Origin of the sequence: Kitasatospora misakiensis, assembly GCF_042656005.1 — a bacterium.
In the GTDB taxonomy this organism is placed as follows: Bacteria; Actinomycetota; Actinomycetes; order Streptomycetales; family Streptomycetaceae; genus Kitasatospora; species Kitasatospora misakiensis.
Map to the genome: position 1 here is coordinate 40,046 of NZ_JBHSOF010000010.1, position 23,423 is coordinate 63,468.

Genomic DNA, 23,423 nt, shown 5'->3' on the forward strand with positions numbered 1-23,423 from the left:
CGCGCCGGGCCCGCGGAGCGCCGTCCGGATGTGCGCCGCGGGGCGCGGAGAGGAATCCTCCGCGCCCCGCGCGTGTGCCGTCGACGGCCCGGGTGCCACCCGGAACCCCGCACCCGTCCGGGCGGCCGGGGGTCGCCCGGGTCAGGCCACGTTGGCCTTCTCGTAGGCCTCGCGCACGTTGCTGGGCACGCGGCCGCGGTCGTTGACCTCCAGGCCCTGCTCCTTGGCCCACGCGCGGATCTTGGCGGTGTCCGGGACGCTGCCGGACGGGCGCGGGGCGGTGCCGCGGGCGGCGCGGCGGGGACCGGCGAGCCGGCCGCTCTGCTTGCGCCCCTTCTCGACGTACGGCGCCAGCAGATCGCGGAGCTTGTCCGCGTTGACGCTCTTCAGATCGATCTCGTAGGCAACGCCGTCGAGGGCGAACGTCACCGTCTCGTCCGCCGACCCGCCGTCGAGATCGTCTTCAAGAATGACCTGCACCCTCTGTGCCACGGGCTTCCCTTTCCGCTAAACGACCCATTGCCTAAGGAAAGGAAAGCGCCTTTCTCCGGAAAACACAAACCCCTGACCGTCCCGGGGGCGGCTCACAGGTGCAGCAGCATGCGTGAGTTGCCCAGTGTGTTGGGCTTCACCCGCTCCAGGTCGAGGAACTCGGCGACACCTTCATCGTACGAGCGGAGAAGTTCTTCATAGACATCCGTAGCGATCGCCGCCGGGTCTGTCGTACCATCATCGGTTTCCTGGACCTCCCCGATCTCCACGAAACCGTGTTTCGCGAAGAAGGGGACCTCGAACGTCAAGCAGAAAATCCGACGGACGCCGAGCCAGCGGGCGGTCTGCAGCAGCTTCTCCAGCAGCAGGTGCCCGACCCCGTGGCCGCGGCAGGACGGATCGACGGCGAGGGTGCGGACCTCGGCGAGGTCCTCCCACATCACGTGCAGTGCGCCGCAGGCCACCACCGTGCCGTTGTCGTCGCGTTCCGCGACCCAGAACTCCTGCACCGATTCGAACAGCGTGACGGTGGGCTTGTCGAGCAGAATCCCGTCCCGTGAGTAGGCGTCGATGAGCCCGCGCACTGCCCGCACGTCCGTGGTCCGCGCCCGGCGGATGGTGACCTCCATGGCGGGACGTTATCGTGCCGGCCCCGATCGGGTCCCACCGGTATCCGGTCCGCTCTCCGGGGAATCCGGGCCCGCCGGATCGGACGGGAACAGAGCGGCCACCCGCAACGCGTCCCGCAGCGCCTCCCGTTGCTCCGGCGACATCAGGCCGAAGAAGTGCACCAGGGCCGCGGCCGGATTGTCGCCGGTGGCCCACGCGTCGTTCATCAGGGCCGCCGTGTACGCCTCGCGCGAGGAGACCGGTTCATATCGATAGGCCCGGCCGGCGCGCTCCCGGCGGAGCCAGCCCTTTCTGTGCAGCTTGTCCAGGACGGTCATCACCGTGGTGTACGCGATTTCCCGTTCCGACCGCAGATCCAGGAGAACCTCGCGTACCGTGACCGGTCGGTTCCACTGCCACACCCGGGTCATGATGGCGTTCTCAAGTTCGCCGAGTTGCCGGACCATAGTCCGGCCAGGATAGGGAGTGAATGGGGCAAATCTTGTGAAGTGCCGCCAAACCGGCGCGCCGCCACCCCCGGAATCCGGGAATGGCGGCGCGCGGTGTGCTCCGGGCGGACGGCGGGCGACCGCCGGGCGGCACTCAGTCGACCAGGTCCTCCTTGGCCTTCTGGGCACCGCCCTGGCTGCGGATGATGGCCCGCACCAGGAAGCCGAATCCGATCGCCATGACCAGCGGCGGGACGATCGCGCTGACGTAGTCCATCAGGTCACTCCTCCTCGGTCTGCTCCGCCGCACCGGCGGAAGCCTTGGGCTCCGGCTTGACCAGCGGGAAGAGCACGGTCTCCCGGATGTTCTTGCCGGTGAGCAGCATGATCAGGCGGTCCACGCCGAGACCGAGGCCGCCGGTGGGCGGCATCGCGTACTCCAGGGCCCGCAGGAAGTCCTCGTCGACCTGCATCGCCTCGACGTCGCCGCCGGCCGCGAGCAGGGACTGCGCGGTGAGGCGGGCGCGCTGCTCGACCGGGTCGATCAGCTCGGAGTAGGCGGTGCCGATCTCGGTACCGAAGATCACCAGGTCCCACTTCTCGGCCACGCCCGGGATCGAGCGGTGCTGGCGGGTCAGCGGGGAGACCTCGGTCGGGTAGTCCTTGATGAAGGTCGGCCGGACGGCGTTCTCCTCCAGCAGGCGCTCGACCATCTCCAGCACGATCTGGCCGTGGCCCCACTCCTTCTCGAAGGGGATGCCGTGCTCGGCGGCCAGCTTGCGCAGCTCCTCGACGCCCGTCTCCGGGGTGACCTCGACGCCGAGGTGGGCGGAGATGCCGGGGTAGACGGCGACCTCGTCCCAGGGCTCGGCCAGGTCGATCTCGTGCTCCACGCCGTGCGGGTCGAGGCCCTTGATCACCGTGCTGCCGAGCGCGTCCCGGGCGGCGTTGATGATGGTCGCCCGGATCAGCTCGGCCTGGGTGTCGTAGTCGCCGTAGGCCTCGTACGACTCCAGCGAGGTGAACTCGGGGTTGTGGGTGGAGTCCGCGCCCTCGTTGCGGAAGTTGCGGTTGATCTCGAAGACCTTCTCCGCGCCGCCGACCACCAGCCGCTTGAGGTACAGCTCGGGGGCGATCCGCATGAAGAGGTCGATGTCGTAGGCGTTGATGTGCGTCTTGAACGGACGCGCGTTGGCGCCGCCGTGCACCGGCTGCAGCATCGGGGTCTCGACCTCGATGTAGCCGCGCTCCTCGTAGGTGCGGCGGATCGAGCGGACCACCTTGGAGCGCAGGTGCAGGATCTCGCGCGCCTCGGGGTTGACGATCAGGTCCACGTACCGCTGGCGGACCCGGGCCTCCGGGTCGGTCAGGCCCTTGTGCTTGTCCGGCAGCGGGCGCAGGCACTTGGCGGTGAGCTCCCAGCGGTCCACCATCACCGACAGCTCGCCGCGCCGGGAGGTGATCACCTCGCCCTCGACGCCCACCTGGTCGCCGAGGTCGATGTCCGACTTCCAGGCCGCCAGCCGCTCCTCGCCCAGCTTGTCCAGGGAGAACATCACCTGGAGGTCGCCGGAGCCGTCGCGCAGGGTGGCGAAGCAGAGCTTGCCGCCGGTGCGGGAGAGGATCACCCGGCCGGTGATGCCGGCCCGCTCGCCGGTCGCGGTGTCCGGGGCGAGGTCCGGGTGCTTGGCCCGGAGGTCGGCGATGGTGCTGGTACGGGGGAAGCCGACCGGGTACGGGTCGATGCCGGCGGCCCGGAGCCGGTCCAGCTTCTCGCGCCGGACGCGCATCTGCTCGGGAAGGTCGTCGGTCGCGGTGATGGGACTCTGATCGCTCACCCCACCAGGGTAGCCAGCCCTCACAGGTGCTCCGCCACGGGATTGCCGCGCCGCGCTGGCGGGGCGGGTGCCCCGCCAGCGCGGCGGGGTCAGGACCGCCGGCGGCCGAGGCGGCGGGAGGTGAGCAGCGCGCCCGCGCCCAGGGTCAGCGCGGTGGCGGAGGCCCAGGCCAGCGGGACGGCGTCGCCGCGGCCGCTGTCGGCCAGCTCGCCGCCGTCCGCGAGACCGGCCGCGAGACCGGCCGAGGCGGTCGTCCGGCCGGTGCCGGCGGTGCCGGTGCTGCCGGTGGTGGTCGTCGTGGAGGTCCGGGAGGCCCGGCCGGCGGGGGTGTCCGCGGTGCCGGCGGCCGTCCCGGCGGGGTCCGCCGCTGCGACCGGGAGGACGGCGGCCGGCGGCGTGCTCGGGGCGGGAGCCGGGGTGCTGGGCGCGGGCGCCGGGGCCGAGCGCAGCGCGACCTTGATCCGGTTGTTGTCCGGGTTGGGGTCCCAGCTCAGCGGAGCGGTCGGGTAGCCCTCCTCCAGGTCGCTGAACTGGTTCTGGAAGGAGACCGTGGCGGCCAGCGGGGTGCTGCCCTCGGCCAGCCGCACGCCCAGGACGTGGGTGCTGGTCGCGCCGTTCGGCATGAAGAAGTCGAAGGCGTCGCAGTCGAACTTGTTGAGCGGGTGGTCCTGCTTCTGCCCCTGCGCGTAGTCGTTGGCCCGGCAGGTCCTGGGCAGCCCGGTGATCGAGGCGCCCTCGGGCAGCTGGACGCGGACGAACGGGGTGCCCTCGCCGCCGCTGCGGTCGTAGATCGCGGCCGGGCCGCGGTTGGCCGCCGTGACGGTCAGCGCGCCCTCGCGGCCGGAGGCGTCCGGCGCCCAGGTGGCGGTCAGCTCGAAGTCGGCGCCGTTGTCCGCGAACACCTCCTGCTCGGCGAAGTGGCCGTTGACGTCGGGGTAGCCGGAGGGGATGCCCTCGGCGGCGTCCCTGGTCAGGGTGGCGGGCGCGCCGGTGCCGCGCTGGAAGGCCAGCCGCTTGCGCAGGGCCGGCCCCTGGGCGCCGGCCGCGTCCGGGCCGGAGAGCACCGCGAAGTCCGCGAAGGTGTACTCGGCCTCCGAGGTGACGGTGAGGTCGAGGCCGTTCAGCCGGACCGGCTCGTTGGGCAGGATCTCGCCCTCGACGGCGCAGATGCCGTGGACGGTCGGGATCGCGGTGCCGAAGCCCTCGCGGCCGAGCTGGCCCGGGTCGGTGGCGTACTCGCAGTTGGACGGCCAGTTCTCGACCTTCAGCCCCGGCAGCATCATGACCTCGACGATCGCCCGGGCGGCCGAGACGCCGCCGCGGTTGGCGAACCGGACGGCCGGGGTGAAGGTGCTGCCCACCTTCGCGTGCTGCTTGGGGGCGATCTCGGCGGTGCGGAACGCGGCGCCGCCGACCTCGACCGTGAAGTCCGCGGCGGCCGACTCGGCGCCGGGCGCGGACAGCGTGGCGTGCACGGTGCCGCTCGACCCCGGCTTCACCCCGGGCAGCGCGCTCAGCCACAGGTGGTCGGTGATGTTGACGTTGTCGCTGTCGAGGTAGCCGATGTCGCAGGTGATGGTCCGGGCCGCGGTGGTGCAGCGGCCGCCGGACGCGGTGAGCGCGGCGACGCCGTCGAGTCCGCCGGTGTCGAGGGTGAGCCTGGTGCCCATGACGGGGCCCGTGCCGGTCCGGCCGATCCGCAGGAAGACGTTGTCCCCGAACTGCGGCTGGGTGGCCGGCTCGCCCGGGATCTGGACCACGGCGCCGACGTCGAGCCTGAGGGCGTGGTCCGCGGCGTGGGCGGGGACGGCGAGCGTGCCGACGGACAGGGCGGCGACGGCCGTCGCGGCGGCCGAGCCGAGCACCCGGCGCGTGCGGGTCGAGTTCACGGGGATCCTCTTGATCGTCCTGATCGTGGGGTGTCCCCGCGACCCTATGGACGGCGGGGCGGACGTCAAGCCGGGTGATCGCCCATCAATTCGTACAGGACGGGAGCGATCCGGCGGCGCGCGCGGTGATGGTTATCGAGTTGTGACGCGAACCAAAGCGCCGGGGAGCGGGATTGTCGACACGTGGACCGGGGAGGCCGGGCCGCTCGGTGCGGCGCGGCCTCCCCGGGAGGCGGTGGCGGTGCGGGCTCAGCCGGTGCCGGTGGCCAGCTCCAGATCCTCGGGATCGGTCGGTGAGGCCGGTTGGGCCGGACGGTCCGGGTGGGCCGGGGGCTTGGGACGGCGGCCGAACAGCTCCGCGGGGGTGGGCATCCGGTGCGGCCGGGCGGGCTGCTGGCCCTGCGGGCCGCGGGGCGCGCCCTTGCGGGGCGCGGCGGGCTGCTCGACGGGGGGCTCGGTGCTGCTCATCGGGATCCGTCCTCCAACAGGGATGAGGGGACTGCTCGGGGGTGCGGCGGGGCTCGGTACGGCGACGAGGTGGCGCTGGCCGGTGGTGAGGGCGAGCCGTTCGCGGACGGCGGCCTCGGCCAGCGCGTGGCAGCGGCCGGCCAGCCGGGAGCGGCGGGACCGCTCGTGCTGGCCGCAGGGCTGGCGGGACAGTCCGCGCAGGGCGGTGAGGTCCTCCGGCCCCGGGAGGTAGCCGTCGGCCACCGCCTCCTCCAGCCGTTCCAGGTAGCCGCCGGCGCTGCCGGGCAGGGCGGCCCGGTAGCGGGCGAGGTCGGCGAGGAGGAAGGCGCGCAGCCGGCCGCCCTCCTGGACGGCCTCGTCGATGGCCTCCGTCAGGCGCAGCGCCTCCTGGACGTCCTCGGCCCACAGCGCGGCGCCCGGGTCGGCGTACGCGAGCCGTTCGGGGAGCCGGACGTGGAGGGGGACGGCGGGGTGCAGGGCTTGGGCGAGGGCGCGGCGCAGCACGCGGACTTCGTCGGCGCTGAAGGCCATGCCGCCGCGCGATCCGTGTGGCGTAGGCATGGGCTGACACTACGTGAGGAATATCCGATTTGTCGGTAACGTCGCGCCGATCCCCCACGTTTGGCCGGACAGGACCCGGTGCCCGCCGCCGGCCGGGCGGGGTCGCGCCGTCCGCCGGGGGTCAGCTCGGACGGTTGCGTTCGAAGACGAGGCGCAGTCCGATGAGGGTGAGCCAGGGCTCGTGGACGTCGATGGAGGCGGCCTCGCCGAGGACGAGGGTGGCCAGGCCGCCGGTGGCGATCACCTGGACGTCGTCGGGGTCCTTGGACAGCTCGCGGGCCATCCGGTCGACCAGGCCGTCGACCTGCCCGGCGAAGCCGTAGAGGATGCCGGACTGCATGCCCTCGACGGTGTTCTTGCCGATCACGTTGCGCGGGCGGGTCAGCTCGATCTTGCGCAGCAGGGCGCCGCGGTTGCCGAGCGCCTCGACCGAGATCTCGATGCCGGGGGCGATCGCGCCGCCGACGTAGTCGCCGCGGGCGTTGACCGCGTCGAAGGTGGTGGCGGTGCCGAAGTCGACCACGATGCACGGGCCGCCGTAGAGGTGGTTGGCGGCCAGCGCGTTGACGATCCGGTCGGCGCCGACCTCCTTGGGGTTGTCCATGAGGACGTGCACCCCCGTCTTCACCCCCGGCTCCACGATCACCGCGGGGACGTCGCCGTAGTACCGGCGCGCCACCTCGCGGAACTCGTGGAGCACGGAGGGGACGGAGGAGCAGATCGCCAGGCCCTCGACCTTCGCCTCGGCGATGGCGGTGTTCGAGCCCATCAGACCGTGCAGCAGCACCGCCAGTTCGTCCGCCGTGCGGCGCGGATCGGTGGAGATCCGCCAGGTCTCGACCACGTCCTCGCCGCCGAACAGGCCGAGGGTGGTCTGGGTGTTGCCGACGTCGATGGTGAGCAGCATGAGGAGCTTTCTGCGTCGAGGACCAGCGGGCGGACGGACGGTCAGGCGGACGGACGGTCAGGTGGACGGAGGGTCAGGCGGGCCGACGGTCAGGCGCGCAGGTCCAGGCCGATGTCCAGGATCGGCGAGGAGTGGGTCAGCGCGCCCACCGCCAGGTAGTCGACACCAGTCTGGGCGACCTCGCGCGCGCTGGCCAGGGTGAGTCCGCCGGACGCCTCCAGCCGAGCCCGGCCGGCCACCAGGGCGACCGCCTCGCGCAGCTGCGGGACGGTGAAGTTGTCCAGCAGGATCAGGTCGGCCCCGGCCTCCAGGACCGGCGCGAGCTGCTCCAGGGTGTCGACCTCGACCTCCACCGGCAGCTCCGGGTAGGCGGCCCGGACGGCCCGGAACGCCTCGGCGACGCCGCCGGCCGCGACCACGTGGTTGTCCTTGACCAGGGCCGCGTCGGAGAGCGCCATCCGGTGGTTGGCGCCGCCGCCGCAGCGGACCGCGAACTTCTCCAGCGCCCGCAGGCCCGGGGTGGTCTTGCGGGTGTCGCGGACCACCGCGCCGGTGCCCTCCAGGGCGTCCGCCCAGGCGCGGGTGGCGGTGGCGATGCCGGACAGGTGGCAGAGCAGGTTGAGCGCGCTGCGCTCGGCGGTCAGCAGGTCCCGGGTGCGGGAGCGGACCGAGAGCAGCACCTGGCCGGCCTCGACCCGGTCGCCGTCCTGGACGTGCCGCTCGACCTCGAACTCCTCCTCGCAGACCAGCGAGACGACCGCCTCGGCGATCCGCAGGCCGGCCACCACGCCCGCCTCGCGGGCGGTGAAGTCGGCGGTGGCGACGGCCTCGGCCGGCACGGTGGCCACCGAGGTGACGTCCTCGCCGCCGGCGAGGTCCTCGGCCAGCGCCAGGGTGGCGATGTCCTCGACCTCGATCGGGTCCAGGCCGGCCTCCTCCAGCAGCTCGGCGAGCTGCGGGTCCAGGCCGGTCTCGTAGCCCTCGCCGTCCCCGCAGGCACAGCCGTCGCCGCAGCCGCCGGCCAGCGGGAGCTCGTCGTGCTCGTGCTCGTGCAGGTGGGTCACGTCGGTCGCGTCGGTCGTCATGGTGGTTACTGCTCCTCGGGAGTGCTGACGGGGCCGCCGGAGGCGGTGAGGGTGGTGATCAGGTGGCGCTGCCAGTGGGCGTCGTCCCGCTCCGGGAAGTCCTCGCGCCAGTGGCAGCCGCGGGTCTCCTCGCGCTGCCCGGCGGCGGTGACCAGCGCGCCGGCGACCAGCAGCAGGTTGGCGGCCTCCCAGGTCTCCACCCGGGGGTCGGCCGGCTTCTCCTCGGCGACGGCGGCGCGGGTCTGCTCGGCGAGCAGCGCCAGCCCCTCCGCCGTGGCGGCGATCGACGCGGCCGAGCGCAGGACGCCCGCGCCGCGCGACATCAGCCGTTGGATCTCGGCCCGCGCCTCGGGGGCGGGCAGCGGCACCGGGCGGGCGGCGCGGGCCGCCGCCACGTCGACGGTGCGCTCGGGAAGGTCGTCGGCGGTGTGCCGGGCGGTCAGGTCGGCGGCGATCCGCTCGGCGAAGACCAGGCCCTCCAGCAGGGAGTTGGAGGCCAGCCGGTTGGCGCCGTGCACCCCGGTGCAGGCCACCTCGCCGCAGGCGTACAGGCCGGGGACGGAGGTCCGGCCGCGGCTGTCGGTGCGCACCCCGCCGGAGGCGTAGTGCGCGGCCGGCGCGATCGGGACCGGCTCGGTGACCGGGTCGATGCCGTGGGCGCGGCAGGAGGCCAGGATGGTCGGGAAGCGCCGCTGCCACATCTCGGCGCCGAAGTGCCGCCCGTCCAGGTACATGTGGTCGGTGCCGTTGGCCTGCATCCGCCGGGTGATCCCCTTGGCGACGATGTCGCGCGGGGCCAGTTCGGCCAGCTCGTGCTGCCCGACCATGAACCGGACGCCGTCCGCGTCGACCAGGTGGGCGCCCTCGCCGCGGACCGCCTCGGAGACCAGCGGCTGCTGGCCCTCCGCCTCGGGGCCGAGCCAGAGCACGGTGGGGTGGAACTGGACGAACTCCAGGTCGGTGACCTCGGCGCCGGCCCGCAGCGCGAGCGCCACGCCGTCGCCGGTGGAGACCGCCGGGTTGGTGGTGGCCGAGAAGACCTGGCCCATGCCGCCGGTGGCGAGCACCACCGCGCGGGCCCGGACGGCGCCGACGCCGTCCCGCTGGCCCTCGCCCATCACGTGCAGGGTCAGCCCGGCGGCGTGCCCGTCGGCGTCGGCGAGGAGGTCGAGGACTAGGGCGTGCTCGATGAGCTCGATGTCCGGGTCCCGCCGGACGGCCTCGACCAGGGCGCGGGATATCTCGGCGCCGGTGGCGTCCCCGCCGGCGTGCGCGATCCGGTTCCGGTGGTGGCCGCCCTCGCGGGTGAGCAGGACGCCGCCGTCCTCGTCCTGGTCGAAGGCCGCGCCGACCGCGATCAGCCGACGGACCGCGCCCGGGCCCTCGGTGACCAGGGTGCGGACGCTCTCCTCGTCGCAGATCCCGACACCGGCCACCAGGGTGTCGGCCAGGTGCTGCTCGGGGGTGTCCCCCTCGCCCAGGGCGGCCGCGATGCCGCCCTGGGCCCAGCGGGTGGAACCGTCGTCCAGCATCGCCTTGGTGACCACCAGGACCCGCAGGCCGGCCTGGCGGACGTTGAGGGCGACGGTGAGGCCGGCCACGCCGGAGCCGACCACCACGACGTCGGTGTCGGTGGTCCAGCCCGGCGCGGGGGCGGTGAGACGGTGCGTGACGGACATGGCTTCAGTGGCTCCTTAGCGCGCGACCGGGTCGGCCGCGCCGTTGCCGCCACGGTACGCCGCGTCGCCGCGCAGCAGCCCGGTGCCCTCCCCGGCCTCGGCGGGGTCGCCGCCGGTGCCGGTGATCCGGTTGTGCTCGTCGACGAAGACGACCTTGGGGAGGTAGCCCTTGGCCTCGGCGGTGTCCATCTGCCCGTAGGCGATCAGGATGACCAGGTCGCCGGGGTGGACCAGGCGGGCGGCGGCGCCGTTGATGCCGATGACGCCGGTGCCGCGCGGGCCGGCGATGGTGTACGTCTCCAGCCGGGCGCCGTTGTTGATGTCGACGATGTGGACCAGCTCGCCGGGGAGCAGGTCGGCGGCGTCGAGCAGGTCCTCGTCCACCGTGACCGAGCCGACGTAGTGCAGGTCGGCCTGGGTCACGGTGGCCCGGTGGATCTTGGACTTGAGCATGGTGCGGAGCATCGCGGGTCACGCCTCCTGTGAGTGCATGCCTAGGGGGTACTTGCGGCCGGACGCCCTGCGGGCGGGCGTCCGGTGCCGTGCCGTCCGGCGCCGTGGCTACCGGACGATGATGCGGACGTTGTCGATCAGGCGGGTCGCGCCCACCTTGGCGGCGACGGCCAGCACCGCCTCGCCCTGGAAGTCGTCCGGCGCCTCGGTGAAGTCGTGCGGATCGATCAGGGCGAGGTAGTCGAGTTCGACACCCTCGGCGGTGTCGAGGACGGCCGCGGCGGCCTCGCGCACGGCCTTCGGGCCCTGCGCGGCCACGTCGCGGCCGGCGAACAGCGCCCCGGACAGGGCCAGCGCGTGGCCGCGCTCGTCCGCCGAGAGGTAGCGGTTGCGGGAGGAGAGCGCCAGGCCGTCCTCCTCGCGGACGGTCGGCACGCCGATGATCTCGACGTCGAAGTCCAGGTCGGCCACCATCCGGCGGATCACCGTCAGCTGCTGGGCGTCCTTCTCGCCGAACAGGGCGAAGTCCGGGTCGGTGATGTGCAGCAGCTTGGCGACGACGGTCAGCACCCCGTCGAAGTGGCCGGGCCGGGTGGCGCCCTCGTAGCGCTCGCCCATCGGGCCGGCCGCCAGCCGCACCTGCGGCTCGCCGTTCGGGTACACCTCGTCGACGGACGGCGCGAAGACCACGTCGGCGCCGTTGGCCTCGGCGAGCCGCACGTCCTCGTCCAGGGTGCGCGGGTAGCGCTCCAGGTCCTCGCCGGCGCCGAACTGCAGCGGGTTGACGAACACCGTGACGGCGACCCGGCCGTCCCGGCCGACCTGCTTGCGGGCGGCCCGGATCAGCGCGGCGTGCCCCTCGTGCAGGGCGCCCATCGTCATCACGACCGCGTTGTCGACCGGCTGCTCGTCCGGCCAGAACGCCGACTCGAACTCGTCGACGGTGCGCGTGACGACGGCCCGGTGGACCTTCGGGGCGCGCTGGGTCTTGCCCGGCTGCTTGCCGCGTGCCATTACTGCTTCTCCTCGTTCAGTACGTCCAGCAGCGCCGCCGCCGACGTTTCGTCGATCGTCCCGTTGGCCAGGGCGCGCTGGGCGGTGGCCCGGGCCATCGCCCGGTAGGCGGCCGGGATGTCCGGGGACACCGTACTGAGCTGCGCCAGGTGGCGGCGCACGGTGCCGGCGTCGCCCCGGGCGACCGGGCCGGTGAGGGCCGCGTCGCCGGAGCGCAGCGAGTTGTCGAGCGCGGCGCCGAGCAGCGGGCCGAGCATCCGCCCCGGCTCGGCGACACCGGCCGTGCGCAGCAGCTCCATCGCCTGGGCGACCAGCGTGACCAGGTGGTTGGCGCCGTGCGCGAGGGCGGTGTGGTACATCGGGCGGACGTGCTCGGGCACCCACTCGGGCTCGCCGCCCATCTCCACCACCAGCGCCTCGGCGACCGGCCGCAGCTCCTCGGGGGCGGTCACCCCGAACGGGCAGCCGGCCAGCCGGGCCAGGTCGACGGAGGTGCCGGTGAAGGTCATCGCGGGGTGCAGGGCGAGCGGCAGCGCGCCGGCCCGGGTGGCCGGCTCCAGCACGGCCACGCCGTGCGCGCCGGAGGTGTGCACCAGCAGCTGGCCGGGGCGGACGGCGCCGGTGGCCGCGAGGCCGGTGACCAGGTCGGCCAGCGCGTCGTCGGGGACGGTGAGCAGGACGAGGTCGGCGGCGGCGAGCACCTGCGGCGGGGTGACGATCCGTACGCCCGGCAGCAGGGTCTCGGCCCGGCGGCGCGAGGCGGTGGACACCCCGGAGGCGGCGACCACGGTGTGGCCGGCGAGCTGGAGGGCGGCGCCGAGCGCCGGGCCGACCCGGCCGGTGCCGACCACGCCGACGGCGAGGCGGGCGGGGCGGTTGCCGGGGTCGGCCGGGTCGCCGAGGCCGTCGGCGAGCGGGGCGAACTCGCCGTGGTCGGCGAAGTCGGACGGACTCACGCGTCCACCTTTGTCCAGGGTTCCGTTCCAGTCCACTGCCGGGTACCGGACGTACCGGCCCATTCTACGGGCGGGACCGGCGCCGGGGCCGCGGAGCGGTCAGGGCCAGGCCGGGGCCGGAGCGCCCGGCGGCCGGCTCAGTCGGTGGCGCCGGCCCGGATCAGGCCCGCCTCGTAGGCCAGGACGACCGCCTGGACCCGGTCGCGCAGCCCCAGCTTGGCCAGGATCCGCCCGACGTGGGTCTTCACGGTGGCCTCGGACAGCACCAGCCGGGCCGCGATCTCCCCGTTCGACAGGCCCTGCGCGACCAGCAGGAACACCTCGCGCTCGCGCTCGGTGAGCGGGCCCAGGGTGTTCGCGCCGCCCGGACCGGTCTGCGGCGTGGGCAGCACCTCGGCGAACCGGTCGATCATCCGGCGGGTGGTGGTCGGCGCGACCACCGCGTCCCCGCCGTGGACGGCGCGGATCGCGGCCACCAGCTCGGTCGGCGGCACGTCCTTGAGCAGGAAGCCGCTGGCCCCGGCCTTGAGCGCGGCGAAGGCGTACTCGTCGAGGTCGAAGGTGGTGAGGATGAGCACGTGCGGGGCGTCCGGCAGCGGGCTGCCGTCCTCGGCGAGGCAGATCCGCCGGGTGGCCTGCACGCCGTCCAGCCGCGGCATCCGGACGTCCATCAGGATGACGTCCACCTCCGTGTGCCGGAGCTTCTCCACGGCCTGGGCGCCGTCCCCGGCCTCGGCGGCGATCTCGATGTCGCCCTGGGACTGCAGGATCATCCGGAATCCGGTGCGCAGCAGCTCCTGGTCGTCGACCAGCATCACGCGGATGGTCAAGGGTGGCTCCTAGATCCTGGGGGGAACGGCGGGGTCGGTGGGTGTCCGGGTCAGGCGGTCTTCAGCGGCAGGACGGCGCGGATCCGGAAGCCGCCGCCGGGGCGCGGCCCGACGTCGAGACTGCCACTGACCATGCCGACCCGCTCGCGCATGCCGATCAGGCCGTGGCCCTGTCCGTCGGTGCCGCCGGCGGCGAGCTGCTCGTCGGTGCTGCCGCGGCCGTCGTCCTCGACCAGCACGGCCAGCTCGCGCTCGCCGAAGTCGACCGCGACCCGGGCGTGCACATCGGGGCCGCCGTGCTTGCGGACGTTGGTCAGCGCCTCCTGGACGATCCGGTAGACCGTCAGCTCGACGCCGCGCGGCAGCTCGCGCGGCTGGCCCGAGGTGGCGAAGTCCACCTGGAGGCCGGCCGTGCGGCACTGGTCCAGCAGCTCCGGCAGCTCCTCGACGCCCGGCTGCGGCACGTACTCCTCGCCCTTGGTGTCGGAGGTGCGCAGCACCCCGAGCAGCCGGCGCATCTCGACCAGCGCCTGGCGGCCGGTGGAGGCGATCGTGCCGAGCGCCTCCTTGGCCTGCTGGGGCGAGTTGTCCAGCACGTAGGCGGCGCCGTCGGCCTGGACGATCATCACCGAGACGTTGTGCGCGACCACGTCGTGCAGCTCGCGGGCGATCCGGGCCCGCTCGGCGGCGACCGCCACCTTGGCCTGGGCGTCGCGCTCCCGCTCCAGCCGCGCCGCGCGGTCCTCCAACTCCACCAGGTACGCCCGGCGGACCCGGGTCAGCCGGCCCCACGCCCAGCAGAGGATGAACGGGGTGGTCATCAGGCCGATGAGGAGCAGCGACTCGGGCACCGAGTAGTTCACGAAGTGGACGTCGGACTCGCCGACCGACTGGATCTTCTGCGGATGCAGCCGCCAGTACACCAGCGGCCCCGCGAGCAGCCCGCCGACCAGCGCGAACCGGGACGTCCACGGCTTGCCGAAGGCGGCGCCCGTGTAGGCGAACACCAGGTAGGCGATGCTGGAGACCGCCGGGTTGACGTCCAGGAGGACCTGGGTGAGGCCGACCAGGCCCGCGGCGGCCACGGCCGCGTCGGGGAACCGGCGGCGGACCACCATCAGCAGCGGCAGCACGACGGCGATGACGTAGTGGACCGCCAGCCGCCAGCCGCCGGTGCCGGTCCCGTCCTCCGGCAGTACGCCGAGAAAAAGCACCATCGCGGCCCAGACGGAGTCGACCACCATGGGGTGACGGCGGAGCCAGGCGTTGAGTCGATGCACGACTCAAGCGTAGGCAGTCGCGCACCGTGCCCAGGTCCGCCGGGAGGGCGATCCGTCCTACTCCCTAGGTCGGAGAGCCCGCCGTACCGCTGCCGTACGGATTGGGCGGGTACGGAGAGGGTGTGTAGCGTCCCGCTCCATGAGCTGGATGCGGTGGGCGCCCGCCACGGAGCGTGCCCTCTACGACCCCGACGGCGGCTTCTACCGCAGGCCGGAGGGCCCCGCCGGGCACTTCCGGACCTCGGTGCACGCCTCGCCGCTGTTCGCCCGGGCGGTCGCCCGGCTGCTGCTGGAGGTGGACGCGGCGCTCGGCCGGCCGGCGGAGCTGGCCTTCGTGGACGTCGGCGCCGGCCGGGGCGAGCTGGTCGCCGGGGTGCTGGCCGAACTGCCCCCGGAGCTGGCGGAGCGGCTGCGGGTGTGGGCGGTGGAGCTCGCCGCCCGCCCGGCCGCGCCGCCCGCAGCTCCGTCCACAGGCCTGTGGACGGAGCGGAGCTGGGCCGGGGTGGAGTGGACGGCGGAGGTGCCGCGCGGCGTCACCGGGCTGCTGTTCGCCAACGAGTGGCTGGACAACGTGCCGCTGGACACCGGCGAGGTCGACGAGGACGGGCTGCTCCGCTACCTGGAGGTGGAGCCCGCGACCGGCGAGGAGCGGCTCGGCGCGCCCGTCGACGCGGCCGACGCGGACTGGGCCGCCCGCTGGTGGCCGGCCGAACGCCCCGGGGACTTCGTCGAGTTCGGGGCGCCCCGGGACGCCGCCTGGGCGCACGCGGTGGCCGGGCTGGAGCGCGGCCTGGCCGTCGCCGTCGACTACGGGCACACCGCCGGGCGCCGCCCGCCGTTCCCCACCCGCACCGGCTTCCGGTCCGGCCGCGAGGTGCCCCCGGTGCCCGACGGCTCCTGCGACGTCACCGCGCACGTCGCGCTGGACGCCGTCGCCGCCACCGGTCTCCACAGCCTGTGGACGACGCAGCGGGACGCGCTGCGGGCGCTCGGCGTGAGCGGGGCCAGGCCCGCGCTCGCGCTCGCCTCCAGCGACCCGGTCGGCTACCTGCGCGCGCTGGGCGGCGCCGGCGAGGGGGCCGAGCTCACCGACCCGGCGGGCCTGGGCGGATTCGGCTGGCTCGCGCAGACCGTCCGCATGCCGGTACCGCCGAGCCTCGGGACGCTGCCGGGATGGCAGACTCTGACCCCATGAGGGAGACCACGGTCGGCATCGGGGCGGGAGCCGAGAACTTCACGGGCACGGGTGACAGCACCGACATGGTGCTCAACATCGGCCCGCAGCACCCGGCGACCCACGGCGTGCTGCGCCTGCGGCTGGTGCTGGACGGCGAGCGCATCGTCAGCGCCGAGCCGGTGATCGGCTACATGCACCGGGGCGCGGAGAAGCTCTTCGAGGCCCGGGACTACCGGCAGATCATCATGCTGGCCAACCGGCACGACTGGCTCTCGGCCTTCTCCAACGAGCTGGGCGTGGTGCTCGGCGTCGAGCGGATGCTCGGCATGGAGGTGCCCGAGCGCGCGGTGTGGATCCGCACCCTGCTCGCCGAGCTGAACCGCGTCCTCAACCACCTGATGTTCCTCGGCTCCTACCCGCTGGAGCTGGGCGGGATCACCCCGATCTTCCACGCCTTCACCGGCCGCGAGGACCTCCAGCACGTGCTCGAGGAGGCCTCCGGCGGCCGGATGCACTACATGTTCAACCGGGTCGGCGGCCTCAAGGAGGACCTGCCGGCCGGCTGGCTCGGCCGGGTCCGGTCCGCCGTCGCCGTCGTCCGCTCCCAGCTGCCGGTCTTCGAGGAGCTGGTGCTGGGCAACGAGATCTTCCGCGCCCGCACCGCCGGGGTCGGCATCCTGACCCGGGCGCAGGCCGAGGCGTACGGCGTCAGCGGCCCGATCGCGCGGGCCAGCGGCCTGGACCTCGACCTGCGCCGCGACGAGCCCTACCTGGCGTACGGCAGCGAGGAGCTGCGGCGGGTGCTGACCGTGGTCACCCGCGAGGAGGGCGACTGCCTGGCCCGCTTCGAGTGCCTGCTGGAGCAGACCGTCAACGCGTTGGACCTCGCCGACGCCTGCCTCGACAAGCTGGCCACGCTCGCCCCCGGGCCGGTCAACCTGCGGCTGCCCAAGGTGCTCAAGGCCCCCGAGGGCAGCACCTACGCCTGGACGGAGAACCCGCTCGGCGTCAACGGCTACTACCTGGTGTCGCGCGGCGACAAGACGCCGTGGCGGCTGAAGCTGCGCTCGGCCTCGTTCAACAACATCCAGGCGCTGACCGAGCTGCTGCCCGGGGCGCTGGTCGCGGACATGGTGGCGATCCTGGGGTCGATGTTCTTCGTCGTCGGCGACATCGACAAGTAGGCCCGTTGGACCCGTGGCGGGGGGCGGGCCGGGCCCGCCCCCGTCCGCGCTACTTCTTCGGCGCCTTCGGCCGCTTCACCGGGTCGGCCGGGTGCGGGGCCACCTTCCGGTCGCCCTTGGTGGCGATCCGCTCCTCGCAGAGCCCGGCCAGCACCCCGTAGGCGGCCCGGCCCATCAGCTCGGTGAGCTCCGGGCGGTAGCTGACGAACACCGGGTCGGCGCCCTGGTGGGCCTCCGGGCTGCCGGTGCACCACCAGTGCAGGTCGTGGCCGCCCGGGCCCCAGCCCCGGCGGTCGTACTCGCCGATGGTGACCTGGAGGTAGCGGGTGTCGTCCGGGCGGTCGATCCAGTCGTAGGTGCGGCGGACCGGCAGCTGCCAGCAGACGTCCGGCTTGGTCTCCAGCGGCTCGCGGCCCTCCGTGAGCGCCAGCGCGTGCAGGGCGCAGCCCGTGCCGCCGGCGAAGCCGGGGCTGTTGACGAAGACGCAGGCGCCGTCGACCCGCCGGGTCTGGCGGTCGCCGTCCTCGTCGAACATGGTGATGCCGCCGTCGAGCTTGAGCCGGCCCTTGGCGTCGGTGCCGTGCGGGTGGTTCTCCCACAGCTCCGGGGTCAGCCGGGCCGCGTGGCCGGCGACGCGCTTCTCGTCGTCCTCGTCCGAGTAGTGCGCCCCCAGGGTGCAGCAGCCGTCGGACTCGCCCCGGCCCTCCCGGATGCCGTGGCAGCCCTGGCCGAAGACGCACGACCAGCGGGAGGTCAGCCAGGTCAGGTCGCAGCGGAAGACCTGCTCCTCGTCGTCCGGGTCGGTGAACTCGACCCAGGCGCGCGGGAAGTCGAGCGGGACCTCGGGGCGGAGCTCGGAGCGGAGGGTCGGCATCGCCAGGTCGACGGGGGCGGGACCGCCGGCCTTCGCCCTGTTCTTCCCGCCCTTCTCGGACGTGCCGGCCTTCTCGGCCTTCGCGGCCTTGTCGGCTCTGCCGGCCTTGTCGCCCTTGGAGGTGCTGCTGTGCTGGGAGGTCTCTGCTGCTGCCACCCGGCAAGGGTAGAGCCTTCACGCGGCCGTGAACCGTCCGCGGCCACCGGGTTTACGACGAGTTCACCGCCCGGACCAGCACGAACACCGGCATAGCCGGTCTGGCCCGGCACGGGATCGCGTAGCGTGGAGGGTTATGCGACTCGGTGTGCTCGACGTAGGTTCCAACACGGTCCACTTCCTCGTGGTGGACGCCCATCCGGGCGCCGCCCCGCTGCCCGCCTACTCCCACAAGGCCGAGCTGCGGCTCGCCGAACTCCTCGACGGGCAGGGCGCGATCAGCGAGGCCGGCGTCGAGCGGCTGGTCGGCATGATCGCCTCCTCGCTGCGGGTCGCCGAGGACAAGGGCGTGGTCGACATACTGCCCTTCGCGACCTCCGCCGTGCGCGAGGCCGCCAACGGCGAGGAGGTGCTCCGCCGGGTCGCCGAGGAGACCGGCGTCGAACTGCGGGTGCTCTCCGGCCAGGACGAGGCCCGGCTCACCTTCCTGGCGGTCCGCCGCTGGTTCGGCTGGTCCTCCGGCCGGCTGCTCAACCTCGACATCGGCGGCGGCTCGCTGGAGATCGCCTGCGGCCTGGACGAGCAGCCGGACGCGGCCTGCTCGCTGCCGCTCGGCGCCGGCCGGCTGACCGCCCGCTGGCTGCCCGGCGACGTTGCCGACCCCGAGCAGCTGCGCGAGCTCAGACGCCACATCCGCGCCGAGATCGCCACCGTCGTCGGCGAGATCGCCCGGCTCGGGGCCCCGGACCACGCCGTCGCCACCTCCAAGACCTTCAAGCAGCTCGCCCGGATGACCGGCGCCGCCCCGGCCGACGCGGGCCCGTACGCGGACCGCCGGCTCACCCGCAGCAACCTCGCCGCCTGGCTGCCCCGGCTCTCCGCGATGACCGCCGCCGAACGGGCGCGGATCCCCGGGGTCTCCGAGGGCCGCGCCAAGCAGCTGCTCGCGGGCGCGCTGGTGGCGGACGCCGCGATGGACCTGTTCGGCCTCGACGAGCTGGACGTCTGTCCCTGGGCGCTGCGCGAGGGGATCATCCTGCGCCGACTGGACGCCATGGACGGCTCCGCCGACCGCCGTCGGCCCGCCCTCACTCCCTGACACCGGGCCCGCCGGGCGGCCGGGCGCGCGCCGACCGGCTCCCCGTTCCGGGCGCGGTCCGCTTACGCTGTCTCCCGTGGCGCAACCAGCGGGCGAGGACGGGACGCGGGAGGGCCGCGCGCCCGAGGACGGGAAGCCGCGGCCGGACGCCCCGCGCCGCGCAGGCCGCCGCTCCACGCGGACGGCCCCCGGCACGGCCCCGGCCGCCGCCCCGGACGCCGCCCCCGACCCGGCCGGTCCGGCGGACCCCGCCCAACCCGGGCGCCCCCGCCCGCTCGGCAAGGCGGCCCAGGGCGTCAAGGCGGCCCGGGAGGTGGCCGGCGGCGTCGCCGAGAAGGCGGCCCGGAAGGCCGCGACCAGGGCGGCGGGCCGGACGGCGGGCAGGCCAGCCAAGGCCACCGAGGCCGGCGAGGCCCCCAGGACGGCCAGGGCGACCAAGACGGCGAAGACGGCCAGGACGGCCAAGGCACGCGGGACCGCCGCGACCGGCCCCGCGAAAGCCACCAAGACCGCAAAGAGCACCAAGGCTGCCAGGAGCACCGAGACCACCAAGGCGCCCAAGCCCACCGGAGCCCCCGCCGCCGAGCCGCCCCGCACCACCCGGACCGCCCGGGCGGCCGGCGCCGCCAAGGCCGCCGTCCAGTCGGTGAAGTCCGTCAAGGCCGCCCGGCAGGCCGCCGCCCGCCCGCCGCTGCTGCGCACCACCGACCGCCTGGTGCTGCCCCCGCACCCGACCCTGCACATCCCGGACACCAAGGTCGTCCTCTCCACCGCCTCGGTCTACCCGGCCAACACGGCGGTCGCCTTCGAGCTGGCCGCCAAGCTCGGCTACGACGGCGTCGAGGTGATGGTCTGGAACGACCCGGTCAGCCAGGACGTCGACGCGCTGCGCCGGCTCTCCGACGCCCACGGCATGCCGATCCTCGCCGTGCACGCGCCCTGCCTGCTGATCACCCAGCGGGTGTGGACCACCGACCCGTGGACAAAGCTGGTCCGCGCCCGGGCGGCGGCCGAGAAGCTCGGCGCGAGCGCGGTGGTCGTCCACCCGCCGTTCCGCTGGCAGCGGCAGTACGCCCGCGAGTTCGTCGAGGGCATCCACCGGATGGCGGGGGAGACGGACGTCCGCTTCGCCGTCGAGAACATGTACCCGTGGCGCTACAAGGACCGCGAGATGCTGGCGTACGCGCCGGGCTGGGACGTCACCGAGGAGGAGTACCGGCACTTCACCATCGACCTGTCGCACGTCGCCACCTCGCGGGTGGACGCCTTCGAGATGGTCGAGCGGATGGGCGACCGGCTCGCCCACATCCACCTGGCGGACGGCTCCGGCTCCGGCAAGGACGAGCACCTCATCCCCGGCCGGGGCAAGCAGCCCTGCGCGGAACTGCTGGAACACCTCGCCCGGACCGGCTTCGACGGCCATGTGGTGCTGGAGGTCAACACCCGCCGCGCCGCGTCGCCCGCCGAACGCGAGGCCGATCTCGCCGAGGCGCTCGCCTTTACCCGCTTGCACCTGGCCACCCCCGCGCGCGTACGCTGACGGCACACGAACTGCCGTCCACAGGGGGAGACATGGCGGAACAGACCCGGCCCAGCAGCGACTACCGCGAGCTCGCGAAGTCCTTCGACGGGGTGGCGGCGGAGTACGACCGGGCCCGGCCGTCCTACCCGGGCGAGCTCTTCGACGCGCTGGAGCGGCTGGCCGGCCGCGGCCTCGGCGGCGCGCGGGTGCTGGACGTCGGCGCGGGCACCGGCATCTCGACCCGGCTGCTGGCCGCGCGCGGCGCGGACGTCGTCGCGGTGGAGCCGAGCGCGGGCATGGCCGCGCAGTTCCTCGCCGCCTCCGCCGGGCTCGGGCTGGTCCGGGGCAGTGGCGACGCGCTGCCGTTCCACGACGACTCGGCGGACTTCGTCACCTACGCCCAGGCCTTCCACTGGACCCGCCCGGAGCGGTCCGTGCCCGAGGCGATCCGGGTCCTGCGGCCCGGCGGCGCGCTGGCCACCTGGTGGAACGTGAAGGACGGCGGGGTCGCCTGGGTGCGGGCGATGGGCGAGCGGCTCGCCGCCGCGCTGCCCGCGACCTACCACGGCTACGGCGCCGTCAACGAGATCACCTCGCACCTCGCCCCGTACGACCTGCGGACCGAGCACGTCGTGCTCCGCTGGGAGCGCCGGGTCAGCGTCGACCACGTGATCACCGACCTCACCTCCCGCTCGTACCTCGCCGCCCTCACCCCGGAGCAGCGCGCGCCGCTGCTGGCGGTCGAGCGCGAGGCCCTGCTGGCGGCGTTCCCGGACGGCACGGTCGTCGAGCCGTACGTGCTGGACCTCACCGTCGCGGTCACCCCGGCCTGAGCCCGGGACGGGGCCCGGGACGGGGCGTCCCGCTGACCGCATCGCGGACGCGCCGTCCGCCGCCCGGACGGCGGGCGTAGGCTCGACGGACACAGTGGCTCCGCACCCTCCTCACCGAGCGGGGCCGCCAGTCCTCCGAAGGAGTGGAGCACAGTGCCCGAGCTGAGGTCCCGTACGGTCACCCACGGTCGCAACATGGCAGGCGCCCGGGCGCTTCTCCGGGCGGCCGGCGTAGCCCGCGAGGACTTCGGCAAGCCGATCATCGCGGTCGCCAACTCCTTCACCGAGTTCGTCCCCGGCCACACCCACCTCCAGCCGGTCGGCCGGATCGTCTCCGAGGCGATCAAGGAGGCGGGCGGCATCCCCCGCGAGTTCAACACCATCGCGGTGGACGACGGCATCGCGATGGGTCACGGCGGCATGCTCTACTCGCTGCCCTCGCGCGACCTGATCGCCGACTCGGTCGAGTACATGGTCAACGCGCACTGCGCCGACGCGCTGATCTGCATCTCCAACTGCGACAAGATCACCCCCGGGATGCTGATGGCCGCGCTGCGGCTGAACATCCCGACCGTGTTCGTCTCCGGCGGTCCGATGGAGGCCGGCAAGGCCACCCTGGTCGACGGCACCGTGCGCCGGCTCGACCTGGTCGACGCGATCTCCCAGGCGGTCAACGAGAACGTCTCCGACGAGGACATCGCGATCATCGAGGAGAACGCCTGCCCGACCTGCGGCTCCTGTTCGGGCATGTTCACCGCCAACTCGATGAACTGCCTCACCGAGGCGATCGGCCTCTCGCTGCCCGGCAACGGCTCCGTCCTCGCCACCCACACCGCCCGCCGCGCCCTCTACGAGAAGGCCGGCCGGACCGTCGTCGAGATCACCAACCGCCACTACGGCCAGGACGATTACTCCGTCCTGCCGCGCTCGATCGCCACCCGCGCCGCCTTCGAGAACGCCATGGCCCTGGACATCGCCATGGGCGGCTCGACCAACACCATCCTCCACCTGCTCGCCGCCGCCCAGGAGGCCGAGCTGGACTTCGACCTGCGGGCCATCGACGCGGTCTCCCGCAGGGTGCCCTGCCTCTCCAAGGTCGCGCCCAACGGCTCGTACTACATGGAGGACGTGCACCGGGCCGGCGGCATCCCGGCGATCCTCGGCGAGCTGTACCGGGGCGGGCTGCTCAACGAGGACGTGCACACCGTCCACTCCGACTCGCTCGCCGAGTGGCTCAAGACCTGGGACGTCCGCGGCGGCTCGCCGTCCGCCGAGGCCGTCGAGCTGTGGCACGCCGCCCCCGGCTGCGTCCGCTCCGCCGAGGCCTTCTCGCAGTCCGAGCGCTGGGAGTCGCTGGACACCGACGCCGCCCGGGGCTGCATCCGCGGGGTCGAGCACGCCTACTCCGTCGAGGGCGGCCTCGCCGTGCTGTACGGCAACCTCGCCGAGGACGGCTGCATCGTGAAGACCGCCGGCGTCGACGAGTCGATCTGGACGTTCAGCGGCCCGGCCGTCGTCGTCGAGTCCCAGGAGGACGCGGTCGAGGCGATCCTCGCCAAGCGGATCAAGGAGGGCGACGTCGTCGTCATCCGCTACGAGGGCCCCAAGGGCGGCCCCGGCATGCAGGAGATGCTCTACCCGACCTCCTTCCTCAAGGGCCGGGGCCTGGGCAAGGCCTGCGCGCTGGTCACCGACGGCCGCTTCTCCGGCGGCACCTCGGGCCTGTCCATCGGCCACGCCTCCCCGGAGGCCGCCTCCGGCGGCACCATCGCCCTGGTCGAGAACGGCGACACCATCGCCATCGACATCCCGGGCCGGACGATCTCCCTGGAGGTCCCCGCCGAGGTCCTGGACGAGCGGCGCCGCGCGCTGGAGGCCGCCGGCGGCTACCGGCCGAAGAACCGCGACCGCCAGGTCAGCCAGGCCCTGCGCGCCTACGCCGCGATGGCCACCTCCGCCGACAAGGGCGCCGTCCGGGACGTCAGCAAGCTCGGCTGACCCTCCCCGACAGGACCTCGCGAGGCGCCGTCCCGGCCACCGGGACGGCGCCTCCGCCGTTCCCTCCGGT

22 protein-coding genes are annotated in these 23,423 nt (G+C 73.9%); 6 read left to right on the forward strand and 16 right to left on the reverse strand.

From position 1 onward, the window contains the following. Positions 1 to 141 precede the first annotated feature (141 nt). The 15 genes from ACFP3U_RS10695 to ACFP3U_RS10765 form a co-directional block, all read right to left on the reverse strand. Positions 142 to 492, reverse strand: a complete 351-nt coding sequence (locus tag ACFP3U_RS10695; protein WP_380225110.1) for a histone-like nucleoid-structuring protein Lsr2 — start codon at positions 490 to 492, stop codon at positions 142 to 144. Positions 493 to 584: 92 nt separating this feature from the next. Beyond that, the gene (locus ACFP3U_RS10700; RefSeq protein ID WP_380225111.1) at positions 585 to 1,121 is read right to left on the reverse strand and encodes an amino-acid N-acetyltransferase; all 537 of its coding nucleotides are present in this window, start codon (positions 1,119 to 1,121) and stop codon (positions 585 to 587) included. 9 nt (positions 1,122 to 1,130) lie between these two features. After that, a complete protein-coding gene (locus tag ACFP3U_RS10705; protein WP_380225112.1) occupies positions 1,131 to 1,568 on the reverse strand; it encodes a BlaI/MecI/CopY family transcriptional regulator in 438 nt (145 codons plus the stop codon). A gap of 136 nt (positions 1,569 to 1,704) precedes the next feature. Then, the gene (locus ACFP3U_RS10710) at positions 1,705 to 1,827 is read right to left on the reverse strand and encodes a hypothetical protein (RefSeq protein WP_256463529.1); all 123 of its coding nucleotides are present in this window, start codon (positions 1,825 to 1,827) and stop codon (positions 1,705 to 1,707) included. 4 nt (positions 1,828 to 1,831) lie between these two features. Beyond that, positions 1,832 to 3,388: a bifunctional lysylphosphatidylglycerol synthetase/lysine--tRNA ligase LysX gene (gene lysX / locus ACFP3U_RS10715; protein WP_380225113.1), complete on the reverse strand. Its 1,557-nt coding sequence runs from the start codon at positions 3,386 to 3,388 to the stop codon at positions 1,832 to 1,834. An 89-nt stretch (positions 3,389 to 3,477) separates the two neighbouring features. Further along, positions 3,478 to 5,277, reverse strand: coding sequence for a hypothetical protein (locus ACFP3U_RS10720; protein WP_380225114.1), 1,800 nt, complete (start codon positions 5,275 to 5,277; stop codon positions 3,478 to 3,480). Positions 5,278 to 5,526: 249 nt separating this feature from the next. Further along, the gene (locus ACFP3U_RS10725) at positions 5,527 to 6,306 is read right to left on the reverse strand and encodes a hypothetical protein (RefSeq protein WP_380225115.1); all 780 of its coding nucleotides are present in this window, start codon (positions 6,304 to 6,306) and stop codon (positions 5,527 to 5,529) included. Between the two features lie 121 nt (positions 6,307 to 6,427). Further along, the gene (locus tag ACFP3U_RS10730; protein WP_380225116.1) at positions 6,428 to 7,213 is read right to left on the reverse strand and encodes a type III pantothenate kinase; all 786 of its coding nucleotides are present in this window, start codon (positions 7,211 to 7,213) and stop codon (positions 6,428 to 6,430) included. 89 nt (positions 7,214 to 7,302) lie between these two features. Beyond that, positions 7,303 to 8,298, reverse strand: coding sequence for a carboxylating nicotinate-nucleotide diphosphorylase (gene nadC / locus ACFP3U_RS10735; RefSeq protein WP_380225117.1), 996 nt, complete (start codon positions 8,296 to 8,298; stop codon positions 7,303 to 7,305). Positions 8,299 to 8,303: 5 nt separating this feature from the next. Beyond that, a complete protein-coding gene (locus ACFP3U_RS10740; RefSeq protein ID WP_380225118.1) occupies positions 8,304 to 9,977 on the reverse strand; it encodes an L-aspartate oxidase in 1,674 nt (557 codons plus the stop codon). A gap of 15 nt (positions 9,978 to 9,992) precedes the next feature. Beyond that, positions 9,993 to 10,442, reverse strand: coding sequence for an aspartate 1-decarboxylase (gene panD, locus ACFP3U_RS10745; protein WP_380225119.1), 450 nt, complete (start codon positions 10,440 to 10,442; stop codon positions 9,993 to 9,995). Between the two features lie 96 nt (positions 10,443 to 10,538). After that, on the reverse strand, positions 10,539 to 11,444 hold the full coding sequence (panC, locus tag ACFP3U_RS10750; RefSeq protein ID WP_380225120.1) for a pantoate--beta-alanine ligase: 906 nt from the start codon (positions 11,442 to 11,444) through the stop codon (positions 10,539 to 10,541). Further along, positions 11,444 to 12,400 (reverse strand): Rossmann-like and DUF2520 domain-containing protein, encoded by a 957-nt coding sequence (locus ACFP3U_RS10755; protein WP_380225121.1) that lies wholly within the window; start codon positions 12,398 to 12,400, stop codon positions 11,444 to 11,446. Before ACFP3U_RS10755 ends, panC begins: the two co-directional genes overlap by 1 nt. 137 nt (positions 12,401 to 12,537) lie before the next feature. Next, positions 12,538 to 13,230 carry a response regulator gene (locus tag ACFP3U_RS10760; RefSeq protein WP_380225122.1) on the reverse strand — a complete coding sequence of 231 codons (693 nt, stop codon included), beginning with the start codon at positions 13,228 to 13,230 and terminating at the stop codon, positions 12,538 to 12,540. 50 nt (positions 13,231 to 13,280) lie between these two features. Beyond that, a complete protein-coding gene (locus tag ACFP3U_RS10765) occupies positions 13,281 to 14,510 on the reverse strand; it encodes a sensor histidine kinase (RefSeq protein ID WP_465261958.1) in 1,230 nt (409 codons plus the stop codon). Between the two features lie 139 nt (positions 14,511 to 14,649). Between ACFP3U_RS10765 and ACFP3U_RS10770 the strand changes: the two genes are divergently transcribed. After that, positions 14,650 to 15,705 carry an SAM-dependent methyltransferase gene (locus tag ACFP3U_RS10770; protein ID WP_380225123.1) on the forward strand — a complete coding sequence of 352 codons (1,056 nt, stop codon included), beginning with the start codon at positions 14,650 to 14,652 and terminating at the stop codon, positions 15,703 to 15,705. Further along, positions 15,702 to 16,871, forward strand: coding sequence for an NADH-quinone oxidoreductase subunit D (locus ACFP3U_RS10775; protein WP_380225124.1), 1,170 nt, complete (start codon positions 15,702 to 15,704; stop codon positions 16,869 to 16,871). The genes ACFP3U_RS10770 and ACFP3U_RS10775 overlap by 4 nt, the downstream gene beginning before the upstream one ends. Positions 16,872 to 16,920: 49 nt before the next feature. Here the strand turns inward: ACFP3U_RS10775 and ACFP3U_RS10780 are convergent, their stop codons facing one another. Next, positions 16,921 to 17,901: a DUF3109 family protein gene (locus ACFP3U_RS10780; RefSeq protein ID WP_380225125.1), complete on the reverse strand. Its 981-nt coding sequence runs from the start codon at positions 17,899 to 17,901 to the stop codon at positions 16,921 to 16,923. Positions 17,902 to 18,037: 136 nt separating this feature from the next. On the opposite strand from ACFP3U_RS10780, the gene ACFP3U_RS10785 reads away from it, so the two are divergent. From ACFP3U_RS10785 to ilvD, 4 genes are all read left to right on the forward strand, one after another. Further along, on the forward strand, positions 18,038 to 19,000 hold the full coding sequence (locus ACFP3U_RS10785; RefSeq protein ID WP_380225126.1) for a Ppx/GppA family phosphatase: 963 nt from the start codon (positions 18,038 to 18,040) through the stop codon (positions 18,998 to 19,000). Positions 19,001 to 19,712: 712 nt separating this feature from the next. Beyond that, positions 19,713 to 20,540, forward strand: a complete 828-nt coding sequence (locus tag ACFP3U_RS10790; protein WP_380225232.1) for a sugar phosphate isomerase/epimerase family protein — start codon at positions 19,713 to 19,715, stop codon at positions 20,538 to 20,540. A 32-nt stretch (positions 20,541 to 20,572) separates the two neighbouring features. Further along, the gene (locus tag ACFP3U_RS10795) at positions 20,573 to 21,355 is read left to right on the forward strand and encodes a class I SAM-dependent methyltransferase (protein WP_380225127.1); all 783 of its coding nucleotides are present in this window, start codon (positions 20,573 to 20,575) and stop codon (positions 21,353 to 21,355) included. 153 nt (positions 21,356 to 21,508) lie between these two features. Next, complete coding sequence (gene ilvD / locus ACFP3U_RS10800; RefSeq protein ID WP_380225128.1) at positions 21,509 to 23,353, forward strand: dihydroxy-acid dehydratase; 1,845 nt, start codon at positions 21,509 to 21,511, stop codon at positions 23,351 to 23,353. Positions 23,354 to 23,423: the final 70 nt, after the last annotated feature.

Coding starts and splice junctions, on each gene's coding strand:
- ACFP3U_RS10795 (WP_380225127.1), top strand. CDS start 20,573: ATGGCGGAACAGACCCGGCCCAGCAGCGACTACCGCGAGCTCGCGAAG.
- ACFP3U_RS10700 (WP_380225111.1), bottom strand. CDS start 1,121: ATGGAGGTCACCATCCGCCGGGCGCGGACCACGGACGTGCGGGCAGTG.
- ACFP3U_RS10740 (WP_380225118.1), bottom strand. CDS start 9,977: ATGTCCGTCACGCACCGTCTCACCGCCCCCGCGCCGGGCTGGACCACC.
- ACFP3U_RS10775 (WP_380225124.1), top strand. CDS start 15,702: ATGAGGGAGACCACGGTCGGCATCGGGGCGGGAGCCGAGAACTTCACG.
- panC (WP_380225120.1), bottom strand. CDS start 11,444: ATGGCACGCGGCAAGCAGCCGGGCAAGACCCAGCGCGCCCCGAAGGTC.
- ACFP3U_RS10770 (WP_380225123.1), top strand. CDS start 14,650: ATGAGCTGGATGCGGTGGGCGCCCGCCACGGAGCGTGCCCTCTACGAC.
- ACFP3U_RS10785 (WP_380225126.1), top strand. CDS start 18,038: ATGCGACTCGGTGTGCTCGACGTAGGTTCCAACACGGTCCACTTCCTC.
- panD (WP_380225119.1), bottom strand. CDS start 10,442: ATGCTCCGCACCATGCTCAAGTCCAAGATCCACCGGGCCACCGTGACC.
- ACFP3U_RS10730 (WP_380225116.1), bottom strand. CDS start 7,213: ATGCTGCTCACCATCGACGTCGGCAACACCCAGACCACCCTCGGCCTG.
- nadC (WP_380225117.1), bottom strand. CDS start 8,298: ATGACGACCGACGCGACCGACGTGACCCACCTGCACGAGCACGAGCAC.
- ACFP3U_RS10705 (WP_380225112.1), bottom strand. CDS start 1,568: ATGGTCCGGCAACTCGGCGAACTTGAGAACGCCATCATGACCCGGGTG.
- ACFP3U_RS10725 (WP_380225115.1), bottom strand. CDS start 6,306: ATGCCTACGCCACACGGATCGCGCGGCGGCATGGCCTTCAGCGCCGAC.
- ACFP3U_RS10710 (WP_256463529.1), bottom strand. CDS start 1,827: ATGGACTACGTCAGCGCGATCGTCCCGCCGCTGGTCATGGCGATCGGA.